The organism is Alloalcanivorax gelatiniphagus (genome assembly GCF_005938655.1).
Classification (GTDB): Bacteria; Pseudomonadota; Gammaproteobacteria; order Pseudomonadales; family Alcanivoracaceae; genus Alloalcanivorax; species Alloalcanivorax gelatiniphagus.
The window spans coordinates 111,499-125,483 of record NZ_VCQT01000027.1 but is presented as its reverse complement, the minus strand read 5'-3'; the positions used below and the strand labels follow the sequence as shown (position 1 = coordinate 125,483).

General features: G+C 67.1%; 15 protein-coding genes. 3 read left to right on the top strand and 12 right to left on the bottom strand.

Features of this window, described 5'->3' with window-relative positions; genetic code table 11:
* From FGS76_RS08360 to FGS76_RS08350, 3 genes are read right to left on the bottom strand one after another with little or no spacing between them, the layout of a single operon-like run.
* On the bottom strand, positions 1 to 261 hold the full coding sequence (locus tag FGS76_RS08360) for a cytoplasmic protein (RefSeq protein ID WP_138772173.1): 261 nt from the start codon (positions 259 to 261) through the stop codon (positions 1 to 3).
* 31 nt (positions 262 to 292) lie between these two features.
* Positions 293 to 1,009 (bottom strand): glutamine amidotransferase, encoded by a 717-nt coding sequence (locus FGS76_RS08355; RefSeq protein WP_138772172.1) that lies wholly within the window; start codon positions 1,007 to 1,009, stop codon positions 293 to 295.
* The gene (locus tag FGS76_RS08350; RefSeq protein WP_138772171.1) at positions 1,006 to 1,806 is read right to left on the bottom strand and encodes a YggS family pyridoxal phosphate-dependent enzyme; all 801 of its coding nucleotides are present in this window, start codon (positions 1,804 to 1,806) and stop codon (positions 1,006 to 1,008) included. The genes FGS76_RS08355 and FGS76_RS08350 overlap by 4 nt, the downstream gene beginning before the upstream one ends.
* 70 nt (positions 1,807 to 1,876) lie before the next feature.
* Here FGS76_RS08350 and ptsJ point away from each other — a divergent pair, with 70 nt between their 5' ends.
* Positions 1,877 to 3,184 (top strand): MocR-like B6 salvage transcription factor PtsJ, encoded by a 1,308-nt coding sequence (gene ptsJ, locus FGS76_RS08345; protein ID WP_205717220.1) that lies wholly within the window; start codon positions 1,877 to 1,879, stop codon positions 3,182 to 3,184.
* Here ptsJ and FGS76_RS08340 read toward each other — a convergent pair.
* The 5 genes from FGS76_RS08340 to FGS76_RS08320 all read right to left on the bottom strand — a co-directional run bounded on the left by FGS76_RS08340 (position 3,181) and on the right by FGS76_RS08320 (position 8,760).
* Positions 3,181 to 4,416, bottom strand: coding sequence for an SMI1/KNR4 family protein (locus FGS76_RS08340; RefSeq protein WP_138772170.1), 1,236 nt, complete (start codon positions 4,414 to 4,416; stop codon positions 3,181 to 3,183). The two genes, ptsJ and FGS76_RS08340, sit on opposite strands and share 4 nt — an antisense overlap.
* 158 nt (positions 4,417 to 4,574) lie before the next feature.
* The gene (locus FGS76_RS08335; RefSeq protein ID WP_138772169.1) at positions 4,575 to 5,213 is read right to left on the bottom strand and encodes a peroxiredoxin; all 639 of its coding nucleotides are present in this window, start codon (positions 5,211 to 5,213) and stop codon (positions 4,575 to 4,577) included.
* A gap of 126 nt (positions 5,214 to 5,339) precedes the next feature.
* Positions 5,340 to 6,803: a DUF3336 domain-containing protein gene (locus tag FGS76_RS08330; protein ID WP_138772168.1), complete on the bottom strand. Its 1,464-nt coding sequence runs from the start codon at positions 6,801 to 6,803 to the stop codon at positions 5,340 to 5,342.
* A gap of 207 nt (positions 6,804 to 7,010) precedes the next feature.
* The gene (locus FGS76_RS08325; protein WP_138772167.1) at positions 7,011 to 8,048 is read right to left on the bottom strand and encodes an AraC family transcriptional regulator; all 1,038 of its coding nucleotides are present in this window, start codon (positions 8,046 to 8,048) and stop codon (positions 7,011 to 7,013) included.
* A 4-nt stretch (positions 8,049 to 8,052) separates the two neighbouring features.
* Complete coding sequence (locus FGS76_RS08320; protein ID WP_138772166.1) at positions 8,053 to 8,760, bottom strand: SIMPL domain-containing protein; 708 nt, start codon at positions 8,758 to 8,760, stop codon at positions 8,053 to 8,055.
* A gap of 84 nt (positions 8,761 to 8,844) precedes the next feature.
* On the opposite strand from FGS76_RS08320, the gene apbC reads away from it, so the two are divergent.
* Positions 8,845 to 9,930, top strand: coding sequence for an iron-sulfur cluster carrier protein ApbC (apbC, locus tag FGS76_RS08315; protein ID WP_205717219.1), 1,086 nt, complete (start codon positions 8,845 to 8,847; stop codon positions 9,928 to 9,930).
* 96 nt (positions 9,931 to 10,026) lie between these two features.
* The gene (dcd, locus tag FGS76_RS08310) at positions 10,027 to 10,596 is read left to right on the top strand and encodes a dCTP deaminase (protein ID WP_138772164.1); all 570 of its coding nucleotides are present in this window, start codon (positions 10,027 to 10,029) and stop codon (positions 10,594 to 10,596) included.
* Between the two features lie 194 nt (positions 10,597 to 10,790).
* On the opposite strand, the gene FGS76_RS08300 is transcribed toward dcd, so the two are convergent.
* The 4 genes from FGS76_RS08300 to purM are packed head-to-tail and all read right to left on the bottom strand — an operon-like array spanning position 10,791 to position 13,915.
* Entirely contained in the window at positions 10,791 to 11,534 is a 744-nt protein-coding gene (locus FGS76_RS08300; RefSeq protein ID WP_138772162.1) for a DUF3108 domain-containing protein, read from the bottom strand.
* Positions 11,531 to 12,274, bottom strand: a complete 744-nt coding sequence (locus FGS76_RS08295) for a DUF3108 domain-containing protein (RefSeq protein ID WP_138772161.1) — start codon at positions 12,272 to 12,274, stop codon at positions 11,531 to 11,533. The genes FGS76_RS08300 and FGS76_RS08295 overlap by 4 nt, the downstream gene beginning before the upstream one ends.
* Positions 12,225 to 12,875 (bottom strand): phosphoribosylglycinamide formyltransferase, encoded by a 651-nt coding sequence (gene purN, locus FGS76_RS08290; protein WP_138772160.1) that lies wholly within the window; start codon positions 12,873 to 12,875, stop codon positions 12,225 to 12,227. The genes FGS76_RS08295 and purN overlap by 50 nt, the downstream gene beginning before the upstream one ends.
* On the bottom strand, positions 12,872 to 13,915 hold the full coding sequence (gene purM / locus FGS76_RS08285; protein WP_138772159.1) for a phosphoribosylformylglycinamidine cyclo-ligase: 1,044 nt from the start codon (positions 13,913 to 13,915) through the stop codon (positions 12,872 to 12,874). Before purM ends, purN begins: the two co-directional genes overlap by 4 nt.
* Positions 13,916 to 13,985: the final 70 nt, after the last annotated feature.

The following is a 13,985-nucleotide window of genomic DNA, read 5'->3' as shown; positions in this document are numbered from 1 at the left end:
CTACAACGGGGTGATGGTCGGCGGCAAAGGTTCTGACAGGGGCTCGAACAAGGGCTCGCGGCCGACCACCCTCAATCCCCGGGGGCCGCTTTCAAGCAAGCGGCGCTCGTCGTGGGCGACGAACAGTTCGGTGCGATAGCCGTCCTGTTCCGGCAGGCGCGCCAGCAGGTCAGCCATGGCTTCCCGCGCCCAGGGTGTGTCGCTGTCGAACTGGCCAAGCAGTCGGCCGTGTCGGTGGATCACCAGGCGGTAGACGGTCATGGTGTGGGGCTCCCGGTGGGATTGTTGAGTGTCATTGCGGGCCGGTCTCCGTGTTCTGTTGCCGGTCCAGCCAGGCGCCGATCACCTGCCGCGCCGCCCGTGCCAGGCTCGGGCCGTGCCGGCGCGCATCCTCGCGCACCGTGCGCGGGTCCAGGCCGGCCTGGCCTAGTTCGCAGCAGTGCCCCACAAGCCAGTGTTCGATGCGCCCGGCGTCGGCCTCCAGATGGAACTGCAACCCCAGCACCGCCTCGCCGACCGCATAGGCCTGCCGCGGGCAAGCCTCGGTGCCGGCCAGCAGGTGGCCGCCCGGGGGCGTCTCGAACTGGTCGCCGTGCCAGTGCAGCACCGGCACTTGCGCCAGCGGGCCGAGCACCGAGTCGCGGCCCTGGTCGGTGAGCGTCAGCGGGGCGAAACCGATCTCCTTGAAGCCCATGGGCGATACCGCCGCGCCCAGCTGGCGGGCGATCAGTTGCGCCCCCAGACAAATGCCGAGTAGCGGTCGGCCACTGGCCAGGCGCCGTTCGATCAGGCGCAGTTCGTCGGCGAGAAAGGGATAAAGTTCTTCGTCAAAGGCCCCGATGGGGCCGCCCAGAACAATCAGCAGATCGCTGCCGTTGGCATCCAGCCGGGATAAATCGTCCGTGCTGGCGTCCACATAGCGCACCTGGTAGCCGCGCTCTTGCAGCAGTGGCTCCAGGGTGCCCAGATCCTCGAAGTGCAGGTGGCGCAGGGCAAGGGCGGTTTTCATCCTTCGTGCTCCGGTGAGGCGGGTTGTGGGTCTTGGTGATCCGGCCAGTAGTGGCTGTCAGGGGTGGCGCGGGCACCGAAGATGGCCTGGCCGACGCGCACCACGGTGGCGCCTTCCTCCACGGCCAGCTCGAAGTCGCCGGACATGCCCATGGACAGTTGCTCCAGGTCGATGCCGGCGGGGGCGTCCTGGCGCAGGCGCTCGCGCAGCTCACGCAGCAGCACGAAACAGGGCCGCACCCGGGCCGGGTCCGCCGACAGCCGCGCCAGGGTCATCAGGCCCCGTACCCGCAACGCGGAGAACGCCGGCAGGGCGCGCAGAAAGTCGGCCACCTCGGCGGGGTGCAGGCCGAACTTGCTGGCCTCGCCGGAGGTGTTGACCTGCACCAGCACGTCCAGCCCGCGGCCTTCCGCCTGCAGGCGCCGGTCCAGGGCCTGTGCCGCGCGCAGGCGGTCCAGGGCCTGGAATTCGCTGGCGAAGCGGGCCACCACCTTGGCCTTGTTGGTTTGCAGGTGGCCGATCACCGACCAGCGCGGATCGGTGAGGTCGGCCATGGCCTCCGCCTTGCGCGATGCTTCCTGCACCTTGTTCTCGCCGAATTCCCGGCAGCCGGCGGCGTAGGCCAGGCGGATACGTTCCTCGGGCACGGTCTTGCTCACCGGCAGCAGACGCACCTCGGCCGGGTCCCGGCCGACCCGGGCGCAGGCGGCGGCGATGCGCTGGCGTACCGCCGCCAGATTGCGCTGGAAGTCCTCGACGCTGTTGGCGGTGGGGTAGGAGGGGGATAGCGGGTTCATCGACACGGCGGTTCCTGGGTTGCTATATTGCCAACGGGTTAAATTGTCATGGGACAGAGTATAGATTGTCATGGGACAAAATAAAATCACCGGAAGCACCGCCTCGGCGATCTTCGAGAGCATTCGCCGGGAGGCCCACGCCGGGCGGCTGGTGGCGGGCCAATCCCTGCCGCCGGTGCGTGACATGGCCGAACGGCTGCAGGTGAATCGCAATACCGTCGCCGCCGCCTACAAGAAGCTGGTGGCGGCGGGCATCGCCGAGACCCTGGGCCGCAACGGCACGGTGATCCGGCCGGCGGCGCGCCAGGGCGAGCAGGAAGGTCTGGCCCCCGGGTCATCGCTGGCGGATCTGGCCAGCGGCAATCCGGACCCGGCCTGGCTGCCCGATCCGTCGCGGGTGCTGGGCGCCGCTGGCTACCGGCCGGCGCTGTACGGCGAGCCGGTGCTGGACGGCGACCTGGAGCGGCTGGCGCGTCAGTGGTTCGGGGCGGACTGGCGGGAGGGGGACGGCCTGACGCTGACCCACGGGGCGGTGGATGCCATCGAGCGTTTGCTGGCGGTCTATCTGGTGCCGGGCGATAAGGTGGCGGTGGAGGATCCCTGTTTTCTTGGCAGCCTCAATACCCTGCGTTGCGCCGGCCTGGAGGCGCTGCCGGTGGCCATGGACCACCAGGGCATGCGGCCCGAGGCACTGGAGGACGCGATCAGCGCAGGGGCCCAGGCGGTGCTGTGCACGCCGCGGGCGCAGAATCCCACCGGCTGCGGTCTCAGCGAGGCGCGGGCCGGGGCGCTGCGGGAGGTGCTGGGCCGCCATCCCCATGTGCTGGTCATCGAGGACGACCATTTCGCGTTGCTGGCCCGGGCGCCGTATTTTTCCATCGCCGCCGACACCACCACCCGGCGGGCCCTGGTGCGCTCGGTGTCCAAGGGGTTCGGCCCGGACCTGCGGCTGGCGTTCGTGGCCAGTGACCCGGGCACCGCCGGGCGGCTTGCCCTGCGGCTGGCGCCGGGCACCACCTGGGTAAGCCACCTGCTGCAGGCGGTGGTGCGTGATCTGCTCGGCTCGGAAGCGGTGTGGGCCCACCTGGAGGCGGCCCGGGACGCCTACCAGGGCAAACGGGATGCCCTGATCCAGGCGTTGCGGGCCGAGGGGCTGGAGGCCTTGCAGCCGTGCGATGGTTTCAATGTCTGGGTGCCGCTGCCGGCGGGCAGCGACGCGGACGCGGTGGCCAGTGCCCTGGCGCGCCTGGGCTGGTGCGTGCGCACCGGTGAGCCGTTCGCGATCACCCCGCCGGCGGCCGCCCTGCGCGTCACCATTTCCACCTTGGAACCGGTGGACGCGGCCCGCTTCGCCGCCCAACTGCGCGGAGCCCTCTAGCTCTCATCCTCGAGACGCTGAATCCACAGTTGCAGCCCATCCTCGCCCAGATAGTGCCCCAGCTGCCCCCGGCGCACCTTGCGCAGGTCCTCCTGAAGAGAGGCGCGCAGGGCGCGGTGCTCCTGGTCCAGGGTGGTGAGCTGCGGTTCCGGGAGCCGGGCGCGAATGCGGGCGGCGTTGTCCGGGTCGCCGTGCAACCGGGCACGCAGTACCGCGGTGACGGTGGCCTGGTCCGGCAGCCGCAGCAGGCGCTCCACCAGCGCCGCCGGCAGGGGGCCGTTGAGGTCATTGAGCAGTCCGGCGGGCATCGGCACGGCCAGGTCCAGCAGGGTGTCGAGCACGCCGTGGGCCTGGTGGCGCAGAGCCAGGTGGGCAACGCCGGCGCCCCCTTGCAGGGGCGCGCCCAGGTCCACGCCCTGGCCGGCCAGGCGCCGGAGCAGGCCGGGGTCGTCGCGCCGCGCCGCCTCGGCCAGGGCAAGGGCGGCCAGGTGTGGCCGCCCGGCGAGTTGCCCGGCTTCCAGCGGTCCGCGCCAGTCATACACGGCGGCGCGGTACAAGTCGGTGACCTTGCCGGCCAGGGCCTCGGGCAGGCCGTGCTGCTGCTGGCGGTCCGCCAGGTAATCGAGAAATTCCTGGCCGGTGTCGGCGTCGTCGCCGAGTGGGTCCCGCTCCAGGCCCAGGGTCTGGAAAGCGGCTTTCAGGGTCGGCGCCACGGTGGCCAGGGCATCCTGATGCAGGGCGTGGGTCCAGGCCGGCGGCAGGCCCATCTTCCAGGCCAGCACCTGGCCATAATCCCCGGCCCGGCGGTCGGCGACCACATAGATTCGATCACAGTATTCGAAACCGCCGATGGGCAGCACCGCGAGTTTGCCGTCCCAGGGCCGGCCGTTTTGTTCGGCGGCTTCCTGCGCCTGCTCCCGCTCATGGTCGATCCAGCCGCTCAGGTCGTGGTAGCCGTCGCTGCCGTCATAAAACAGCTCGCACCAGGAGATCGCTGCGCGGTGGCCGTCCATGGGCAGGCTCAGGTCATAGTCCAGGCGACCACCGGCGGTGTGGCGCCACAGGTCGAGCAGGTCATCGGGCAGCGGGCCCCGGCATTGCGCGGCCAGGCGGGCCAGGGACACCTGGTCCAGCGGTGGTTGGGCGTGGAAGATCACGCGGTCGGCCCAGATCACGATGCCGTGTTCACGCAGCCGCTCAAGTTCGTCGGGAGAAAAAGGGGGAGTGTTCATGGCCGGGGAGCCTAGCACGGCGGGGTGCCGCGTGGTGTGCGCGCTTTCCCGAGTTTGCCAGCTTCGGGATTGCCGGCCCGGCGCGGGGCGATCAGGCGTGAAGCCTCGGGGGCAGGAAGCCGGCGGCAAGCCGGCTTCCTGCCAGGGTCGTGGCTGTGTTAGCCGCGCTTGGGTTGTTTAACCATGCGCAGGTAGGGTTTTTTCTCGTCCCAGCCTTCCGGGAACAGCTTGGCGGCTTCTTCGTTGTTCAGGGACGGCACGATGATCACGTCCTTGCCATCGGTCCAGTTCACCGGGGTGGCCACCTTGTAGCCGTCGGTGAGCTGCAGGCTGTCGATGACCCGCAGGATCTCGTCGAAGTTACGGCCGGTGCTGGCCGGGTAGGTGATGGTCAGACGGATCTTCTTGTTGGGGTCGATGATGAATACGCTGCGCACCGTCAGGGTGTCGTTGGCATTGGGGTGGATCATGCCGTACAGGTTCGACACCGTGCGGTCGGCGTCGGCCAGCAACGGGAAGTTGAGGGCGGAGCCCTGGGTTTCCTCGATGTCGCCGCACCAGGCCTTGTGGTCGTCCAGCGGGTCCACGGACAGGCCGATGGCTTTCACGTTGCGCTTGTCGAACTCGGGCTTGAGCCGTGCCACTTCACCCAGCTCGGTGGTGCACACCGGGGTGAAGTCCTTGGGGTGGGAAAACAGCACCACCCAGCTGTCGCCGGCCCAGTCGTGGAAGGAAATCGGGCCATCGGTGGAGTCTTGTTTGAAATCCGGGGCGATATCGCCGAGTTGCAGTGCCATGGTGTGGTCTCCTGGTTCTGATGGATCAGGCGGGGCCGGGGCCCCGTCGCTGGTCCATCAAACATAGAGACTTGCACGCCGGCTTTAAAGGGGCACGACAGAAGGATTCGCGCTAAGCAAATAGCGTCACACCACCGCCACGCGCTGCAGGCGGTTGAGAGTGCGCTCCTCCAGCCGGTCAAGGCGATCCCGGCAGGCCCGGAAGGTGCGACTGATGCGGGTGGTATTGCCGATCATCCAGATCTTCGGCCAGGTGGTGCGTTCGCCGGCGCGAATAAAGGCGCGCACGTCCTTTACCGTGGGGTTGCTGAGCACGCGCAGGGCGTTCAGCGGCTGGCGCGGCGGGATCAGGTTGATGTCGCCGATATAGCGCTGGCGCACCACGGTCTGGGCCTTGTCCACGATCAGCCCCAGGTCATTGGATTGCACCCGCCGCCGCAGCAGTTCCAGACCGTAATGCAGGTTCATGGACACATTGCGGATGGCCCAGTCGCTGAGCGTGCTGAAGCTGGAATTGGTGCGCTCGCTGCGCGGCAGGAACGGCACCACGTGGGGATTGGTCTGGCTGACGATGGAATGGTTGACGCCGAACAGCCGGGACAGCCGGCGAATCGGCAGGTCGTCCTGGATCGAACCGTCCACGAACTTGCGCCCGGGAATATAGGGCACCCGCTCGCCTTCGATGTTCTTGGCCCACAGGGTCACCGGCGGGTAGATGCCGGGAATGGCGCAGCTGGCCAGCGCCGCTTTACGGATCAGCACGTTCGGCGAGGTGCGCCGGTTGAGCAGCCGGCTTTGCTGGTTGCGGTCGTAGGGGCTGACGGTGATGTTGATCTCGCGGCCGGTTTTGCGGAACGCTTCCTCGAAGGTCAGATCCTGAATGTTCTCCTCGAGACAGGCTTCCAGGTGGTCGCCGTCCAGCACCGGGGTACCGCGCATCAGACCCTTCCAGCCGATGGCACGGAACGCCTCCAGATAGAGGTTTTCCGGCTCAAGCTTGGCGGCCAGTTCGGTGTCGCTGTGGGTGCCCACCACCGAGGCGACGATGCTGCCGGCGCTGGACCCGGAAATCACCGAGGGCAGCAGGCCCTGTTCCCACAGGGTTTTCACCACCCCCACATGGAACAGGCCCAGGGCGGCGCCGCCGGACAGCATCAGGCAGCTTTGCCCGAAGGCGGCGCCGGTGGTTTCAAAGAAATCCAGCTTCTGTTTCAGGCCGAAGTCCTCGAACTCGCCATCGCACAGGTAGTCCAGGGCGGTGCAGACCTCGTCCAGATAGCGCTCGATAAGGCGCTTGGTGCCCACCCGGGTGTGGCCGTAGAGCGCCGGGTTGGAGATATTCCCCAGATTGCCGTGCAGGCCCTCGTGGAGATGGAATACCAGTTTGTTCACGTCACCCCGTTCCCGGGCCTGGCGGATCTGCCACAGCCGGTTGCGGATCAACTCGTAATCGTAATGGGGGGAACGGTCGATGTCCTTCCAATCGTCGGCGCCGGACTGCCGGTCGTGCTCACGGCTGACTTCCAACCATTCCTGATAGGTGCTGGCGTGCTCGATGGAGCGCTCAAGCTGTTTGAGCGAGCGTTTCATGCGGTGCTCCCTTGTTATTGTGCTTGCCGCTCGGTGCCACGGCCCCGGTGCGCGCGGCGCTCGGCGTTCCGGTGTGGTGATGGCGCGGAAAGCCGTCGTGCGGAAATTCATCATGTGGAAAAGTGTAGCCGCGCGTTTCCCGGGGGTATGCCTGGGATTGTCCGACAAAAGCGTGATGTTTACATCAATGACTGTTAAAGAGGCGTCTTAAAGCAGGGCGTCCGCCTCCGCCCGGCGCCGCCATTCCCCCGGGGTCACGCCGGTGTGGCGCTTGAAGCTGCGCTGGAAACAGCGGATATCCGCGTAACCCAGGTCCAGGGCGATGTCGCTTTGCGAGCAGTGGCCGTCCCGCAGCCGCTGGCAGGCCCGTTCCATGCGCACTTCATCGAGAATGCGCTGCCAGCCGGTGCCCTCGGCGGCCAGACGGCGGTGCAGGGTGCGGGTATTGAGCCGCATGGCGCGGGCGACCTGGTCCCGGTCCGGCAGCGGACCGCCCAGGGCCTCCTGCAGGTACTGGCGCACCCGTTCGCCCAGGCTGGTGGCGATGCCCAGGGCTCGCAACTGCCGGGCGGCGTGGGCCTCCAGGGTGGACAACAGGGTGGCGTCCGGCTGGCGCAGCGGATAGTCGAGCATGCGCGGGTGGCCGATCAGCGCCGAGTAGGGCTGGCGGAAGCGCACCGGGCAGCCGAATACCCGCTCGTACTCGTGCACTTCGTGCAGGTAGTGGGGGCGCGGGTGCTCGAACCAGACCTCGTCCGGAGCCAGATGCAGGTCGCCGGTGAGCCAGCGGGTGTAATGCAGCCAGGAGCCGAGCACATTGTCGATCAGATGGCGGCGGGCGGGCTGCCGGGGATAGCGGCAGTGCCAGAGAATTTCCGAGCGGTCGCCGTGCAGACGGGTTTCGGTGGTGCCCATGTCGCCCACCAGTTTCTCGTAGCGCGACACCTTGGACAGCGCCTCGCCGATGGTGGCGGCGCTCATGGCGATGTAGCCCATCACGTTGTAGGAACCGGGCTGCACCAGCTCGCAGGTGTGCAGACCGAACAGCGGGTCGCCGCTGCGCAGGATCAATTCGTTGAGCAGCCGTTCGAAGCGCGCACCACGGATGCGCGCCTCCGGGTCGGTGAGTTCTTCCGCCCCCAGGCCGGACGCCGCCAGGGCCTGGTCCACGTCCACCTCGCGGGCGCTGGCGCTGGCCAGGTACTGGCGCAGCGCCGCCACCGAGATAAAACCCAGTGGGTCCATGGGGTTATTTCAGCTCGAAGGTGATCTGCACGTTGGCGCTCACGTCCTGCTCGCCCGGACGGTAGCTTTGTGAACCTTCGTCCTTGGCGATGGCCGCGCGCATCATCATCGGTTGCGGCATGGTGTAGCCCTGGGCGTTGATCATCAGCGCTTTACCCAGCTCGCGGTCGGCGGCGCGGGCCAGGATGCCGGCCTTTTCCCGGGCGTCCTTGACCGCTTTTTCCAGTGCCTGTTTGGCCAGCTCATCGGCGTTGCTGATCTCGCTGCCGCCGGGGCGCACTTCCCGCAGGCCCAGGTCCGCCAGTCCGTCCGCCAGCTTCGCGTAACGGTCCATGCCGTCCACCTTGAAGGTCACTTCGCGGCTGACCTGGTGGCCGATCAGTTTGCGTTCCGGCTGGTACTGCCATTCCGGGCTGATCTGGATATCGCTGGCGGTGACGTTCTTTTCCTCGATCTCCAGATCGTCCGCCAGGCCCAGCATGGCCTCCACCTGACTGTCCACCTTGTCCTTCATGGCGGCAATGTCATCGCCCTGTTCCCGGGCCACGGCCACCAAGGTGAACCGGTCCGGCCGCGCGGTGACGCTACCTTCGCCGGAAACGCTGACCGTGTCCCGGTCGGTGGCGGCGGGGGCGGTGTTGGTTTGCGCGCCGCAGGCGGTGAGCGTCAGCATGGCCAGCAGGCCGGCGAACAGATGAACGGGTTTTGCCATGGGGTGATCTCCTTTTCGTTGAAGGCTGGTTCGCGTTCGTCCGCAACTCTATCATTCCCACCCCGGATGCAGGAGGTTCATAACATGCGAATCGAACAGGCGGTTAGACAGTCCCTGGCGAATTTGATCCCCGAAGATCTGGGTGTGGACCTGATTACCGCCGGCGCGGTGGGTGATATTCAGGTCGGGGACGGCAGTGTGCGGGTCACGGTGCGGCTGGGTTATCCCTGCGAATCAACGCTGCCGGCCCTGCGCGAGCGCATCGAGGCGGCGCTGACGCCGCTGCTGGAGGGCCGGGCTTTGCACCTGGATCTGGCGGTGCGCATCCGGCCGCACCGGGCCCAGCACGACATGCCGTCCATGTTGCAGGTGGCCAATGTGATCGCGGTGGCTTCCGGCAAGGGCGGGGTGGGTAAATCCACCACCGCCGTGAACCTGGCCCTGGGCCTGCGCGCGGAAGGTGCCCGGGTGGGGCTGCTGGACGCGGATATCTTCGGCCCCAGCCAGCCGGTGATGCTGGGCCTGCCCAAGGGCACCCGGCCGGAGGTGCGAGACGGCAACAGCTTCGTGCCGGTGCCGGCCCACGGCCTGCAGACCATGTCCATGGGCTACCTGATCACCGAGCAGACGCCGGTGGTGTGGCGCGGCCCCAAGGCCAGCGGCGCGCTGACCCAGATGATGCAGCAGACCCTGTGGCAGGAGCTGGATTATCTGATCGTCGACCTGCCGCCGGGCACCGGCGACATTCAGCTGACCCTGGCGCAGAAGATCCCGGTGGCCGGGGCGGTGATTGTGACCACCCCCCAGGACATCGCCCTGCTGGATGCCATCAAGGGCGTGGAAATGTTCCGCAAGGTGGATGTGGGCGTGATCGGCGTGGTGGAGAACATGGCGGTACACATCTGCTCCAACTGCGGCCATGAAGAACACATCTTCGGCCAGGGCGGCGCCCAGCGCATGAGCCAGGAGTACGACGCGCCGGTGCTCGGGTCGTTGCCGCTGTCACTGCGCATCCGCGAACAGGCCGACGGCGGCACGCCCACGGTGGTGGCGGAGCCGGACAGCGCCGAGGCGCGCCTGTACCGGGACACCGCCCGGCGCATGGCGGCGCGCCTGTCGCTGAGCCGGGAAGGGCGGCGGCCGTTTCCCAAGGTGGTCACCCAGCATTAAGCGAGAGCGACTTCAGTCGCGATCACCGGGGCTGTTTTTCGCCGTGCGCTTGGGTACCATTGCCCGATTCCGTCGACACCGACATAAAGGACTCCCATGAGCATCAAAGCCGACCGCTGGATCAAACGCATGGCCCTGGAGCACGGCATGATCGAACCGTTCCAGGACGGCCAGGTACGCACCGATGCCGATGGCGAGAAACTGATCTCCTACGGGGTGTCCAGCTACGGCTACGACGTGCGCTGCGCCGACGAGTTCAAGGTGTTCACCAATATCCACTCGGCCACCGTGGACCCCAAGCACTTCGACGAGAAGAGCTTCGTGGACATCAAGGGCGACTACTGCACCATCCCGCCCAACTCCTTTGCCCTGGCGCGTACCGTGGAATACTTCCGCATTCCCCGTAACGTGCTCACCATCTGCCTGGGCAAATCCACCTACGCGCGCTGCGGCATCATCGTCAACGTGACGCCGCTGGAACCGGAGTGGGAAGGCCACGTCACCCTGGAATTCTCCAACACCACCAACCTGCCGGCGCGCATCTACGCCAACGAAGGCGTGGCGCAAATGCTGTTCCTGGAATCCGACGAGATCTGTGAAACGTCCTATAAGGATCGCGGAGGGAAGTATCAGGGGCAGAAAGGGGTCACGCTGCCCCGGGCCTGAGACCGATCAGAGGCGGGCTTCAAGCTGCAAGCTTCAAGCTACAAGGAAAACACCTCCATTAGGGCTTGACGGGCTCCGAAGGGCCGCCACGCTGTCCTGGCTTGCAGCTTGCAGCTTGCAGCTTGCAGCTTGCAGCTTGCAGCTTGCAGCTTGCAGCTTGCAGCTTGCAGCTTGCAGCTTGCAGCTTGCAGCGCCTACTCCGGCAACGGCCCGTTATATTCCCGCATGATCAACTCCCCATGCAGCAAGGCGCTTTCAATATGGCGGGCCTTGACCACCATGTACCCCACCTTGGGGGCCACCCAGAACAGGGTGCGGCGTTTTTCGTCCTTGTCCTTGTCCCGTCTCTTCTCCACCACCAGGGTGTCCAGTTCGCCCATGGGGGTGTCGATGGTTTCCCGGTCCACCACCACGAAATGATGATGGCGCAGGTCGTCGCCGTACACGCTGGTGGCGTCGTATTCCTTGTCGCCGCTGGCGAACACGCAGCGGGCACGCAGCAGCATGCTCAATTCGTCCAGGGCGTCCTCGGGGATCGGGAAGGCTTCCACGCCGTCCTCGGACTCGGTGATCACGCCGGGTTTGGCCCAGTCGAAATCGGTGTGGTAGTAGCGGTGTTTGCCGAAGCCGTTGAATTCGTGCTCGTAGCGCTCGGTGCGCGGCGCGCACTGGTTCCAGTGGAACCAGCTTTCCTCCCGGTTGTTGAGCATCCAGGAGTGGGCCTCGAACAGCATATGATAGCGGTCCTTGCCGGCCACCGGTTCCAGCAGCAGGGTGGCCTTGATCGGCGTGGGAATCTTGTTCACATAGATGCGGTATTCGGCGGAAAACGGCTGCAGCGGCTCCGCCACGGCCGCCGGCACCCAGGCCGACAGCCATAACGTCAGGGCGAGGGACAGGGCCTTCACGGTGCGGCCAGCGGGACCGGCCCGGGTCATGGCAGCGTTTCCAGGGTCAGCACATGGCGGCCGTCGTCATTGCGCTGCACCAGTTGCACCAGCGTGTAGCCGTGCTCCGGCGCGAACCACAGCCAGGTCTGGCGGCCGTTGTCCTTATCGCGCACCCGGCGCACCTTGGTGGCGGTGACGTCCTTGCCATCGATTTCCACGGTTTCCTCGCCTTCCACCTGGTAGCGCTGGGTTTCCACGCCGCGCTCGTCGGCCACCGCCAGGGTCATGGCGCGCTCGCCGTTGAGCAGCATGCATTGCAGGGCCAGGGGCAGGGCGATGTCGTCGGTGGCCTTGCCACCGCTGTCGTAGTGGTAGGGCTCGTGCTTGCTGCGTTCGCTGGTGGCCTTGCCGCTGGCCCCGTCGATGCGCAGCTCGGCGGTCTTGACCCGGCCCAGGCCGGCTCGGCGGTAGCCGTAATAGCGGGTGAGCGGCAGGCAGCCGTCCCACTGGAACACCGAGGTTTCACGGATCTCGCCGATGAAATTACTGGCCAGCACTTCCATCTTCCAGGTGCCGTCGCCGGCCGGCGTCAGCGAGCGGGTGGCGCCCACCGTGAACGGAAAACCGGCGGCCTTGAGGCGGTATTGGGCTTCAAATGCCGCCACCGGCGGTTCGGCGGCGAAGGCGGGGGCGCTCAGCAGCACGGCGGCGGCCAGCAGGCCGCGCCAGCCGTGTGTTTCAGGCCGGTGCGTCGATTTGCATGCCGGTGGCGGGCAAGGGTTCACCATCCAATTCCACTCCCTGGTCGGTCAGTTGCAGGCGGCCTTCGGCGCGCCAGCGCAAAACACGAGGGTACAGTCTGTGTTCCTGTTGCTGAACCCGTTTTGACAGAGTTTCCACGCTATCGTTCGTGAGCACCGGCACCGACGCCCGGGCGATCAGCGGGCCGCCGTCCAGTTGGTCGGTGACGAAATGCAGCGAGCAACCGTGCTCCGCGTCGCCGGCCTCCAGCGCCCGGGCGTGGGTGTTCAGCCCCGGGTACAGCGGCAGCAGGGAAGGGTGGATGTTGATCAGGCGGCCCTGGTAGTGGCGCACGAAGCCCGGCGACAGAATCCGCATGAAGCCGGCCAGCGCCACGGTATCGGCGCCGTGGGCGTCGATCCGCTCGATCATGGCGGCGTCGAAGGCTGCCCGGTCCGGGTACTCACGGTGGTCGATCACCGCCACCGGCAGGCCGGCCTGGCGGGCCACCGCCACGCCGTTGGCGTCGGCCCGGTTGCTGACCACCAGGGAGACGGTGGCGGGCAGTTCGCCCGCCGTGATGTGATCAAGAATGGCCTGGAGATTGGTACCGGCGCCGCTGATCAGCACCGCGAGCCGGTGGGTCACGAGCCCAGGCCTTGCAGGGACACTTCCGGTTCTTCGCTGTCGCTGTCGCGGATCTCGCCGATCAGGAAGGCGGTTTCACCGGCCGCCTGAAGCAGCGCCAGGGTCTGATCCAGGGCGTCCTCGGGCACCACCACGGTCATGCCCACGCCGCAGTTGAAGGTGCGGTACATTTCCGTCTCCGGCACCTGGCCCTGCTCGCGCAGCCAGCGGAACACCGCCGGCCATTCCCAGGCGTCGGTGTCGATCACCGCCCGGGTGCCGTTGGGCAGCACCCGGGGCAGGTTCTCGGTGAGGCCGCCGCCGGTGATGTGGGCCAGGGCGTGCACCGGCACCTGCTTGATCAGCTCCAGCAGCGCTTTTACGTAGATGCGGGTGGGCGCCAGCAGCAGGTCGATCACCGGCTGGCCGTCGATCTCGGTGCTGTCCGCCTGTTCCAGGATGCGGCGCACCAGGGAATAGCCGTTGGAGTGCGGGCCGGAGGAGGCCAGGCCGATGATCTTGTCACCGGCTTTCACGGCGGAGCCGTCGATCACGCCGTCCCGTTCCACCACGCCCACGCAGAAGCCGGCCAGGTCATAGTCCTCGCCCTGGTACATGCCGGGCATCTCGGCGGTCTCGCCGCCGATCAGGGCGCAGCCGGCCAACTGGCAGCCTTCGCCGATGCCGCTTACCACCCGGGCGGCGGTTTCCACGTCCAGCTTGCCGGTGGCGTAATAGTCCAGGAAGAACAGGGGCTCGGCGCCACCCACAACCAGGTCGTTGACGCACATCGCCACCAGGTCGATGCCGACGCTGTCGTGGCGGTCGTTCTCAATGGCCAGGCGCAGCTTGGTGCCGACGCCGTCGGTGCCGGCCACCAGCACCGGGTTCTTGTAGCCTTCCGGCAGGGCGCACAGGGCGCCGAAGCCGCCCAGGCCGCCCAGCACTTCCGGACGTTGGGTGCGCTTGGCCACCGGGCCGATGCGTTTCACCAGCTCGTTGCCGGCATCGATGTCCACGCCGGCGTCGCGGTAGGTCAACGGCCGTTTCTGTTCGCTCATTTGGGGGCTCCTGGGGGTCGTGAAGGCCGCGTATTCTAGCAATGCCGGCCCCCGGGGAGAACCGCGCCGA

What these genes read in the sequence shown, in the direction of transcription:
- dcd (WP_138772164.1), top strand. Translation starts at nt 10,027, where the DNA reads ATGAGCATCAAAGCCGACCGCTGGATCAAACGCATGGCCCTGGAGCAC.
- FGS76_RS08325 (WP_138772167.1), bottom strand. Translation starts at nt 8,048, where the DNA reads ATGGACCCACTGGGTTTTATCTCGGTGGCGGCGCTGCGCCAGTACCTG.
- FGS76_RS08320 (WP_138772166.1), bottom strand. Translation starts at nt 8,760, where the DNA reads ATGGCAAAACCCGTTCATCTGTTCGCCGGCCTGCTGGCCATGCTGACG.
- apbC (WP_205717219.1), top strand. Translation starts at nt 8,845, where the DNA reads ATGCGAATCGAACAGGCGGTTAGACAGTCCCTGGCGAATTTGATCCCC.
- FGS76_RS08350 (WP_138772171.1), bottom strand. Translation starts at nt 1,806, where the DNA reads ATGAACCCGCTATCCCCCTCCTACCCCACCGCCAACAGCGTCGAGGAC.
- FGS76_RS08340 (WP_138772170.1), bottom strand. Translation starts at nt 4,416, where the DNA reads ATGAACACTCCCCCTTTTTCTCCCGACGAACTTGAGCGGCTGCGTGAA.
- FGS76_RS08330 (WP_138772168.1), bottom strand. Translation starts at nt 6,803, where the DNA reads ATGAAACGCTCGCTCAAACAGCTTGAGCGCTCCATCGAGCACGCCAGC.
- FGS76_RS08355 (WP_138772172.1), bottom strand. Translation starts at nt 1,009, where the DNA reads ATGAAAACCGCCCTTGCCCTGCGCCACCTGCACTTCGAGGATCTGGGC.
- FGS76_RS08300 (WP_138772162.1), bottom strand. Translation starts at nt 11,534, where the DNA reads ATGACCCGGGCCGGTCCCGCTGGCCGCACCGTGAAGGCCCTGTCCCTC.
- purM (WP_138772159.1), bottom strand. Translation starts at nt 13,915, where the DNA reads ATGAGCGAACAGAAACGGCCGTTGACCTACCGCGACGCCGGCGTGGAC.
- FGS76_RS08335 (WP_138772169.1), bottom strand. Translation starts at nt 5,213, where the DNA reads ATGGCACTGCAACTCGGCGATATCGCCCCGGATTTCAAACAAGACTCC.
- FGS76_RS08360 (WP_138772173.1), bottom strand. Translation starts at nt 261, where the DNA reads ATGACCGTCTACCGCCTGGTGATCCACCGACACGGCCGACTGCTTGGC.
- FGS76_RS08295 (WP_138772161.1), bottom strand. Translation starts at nt 12,274, where the DNA reads ATGGTGAACCCTTGCCCGCCACCGGCATGCAAATCGACGCACCGGCCT.
- ptsJ (WP_205717220.1), top strand. Translation starts at nt 1,877, where the DNA reads ATGGGACAAAATAAAATCACCGGAAGCACCGCCTCGGCGATCTTCGAG.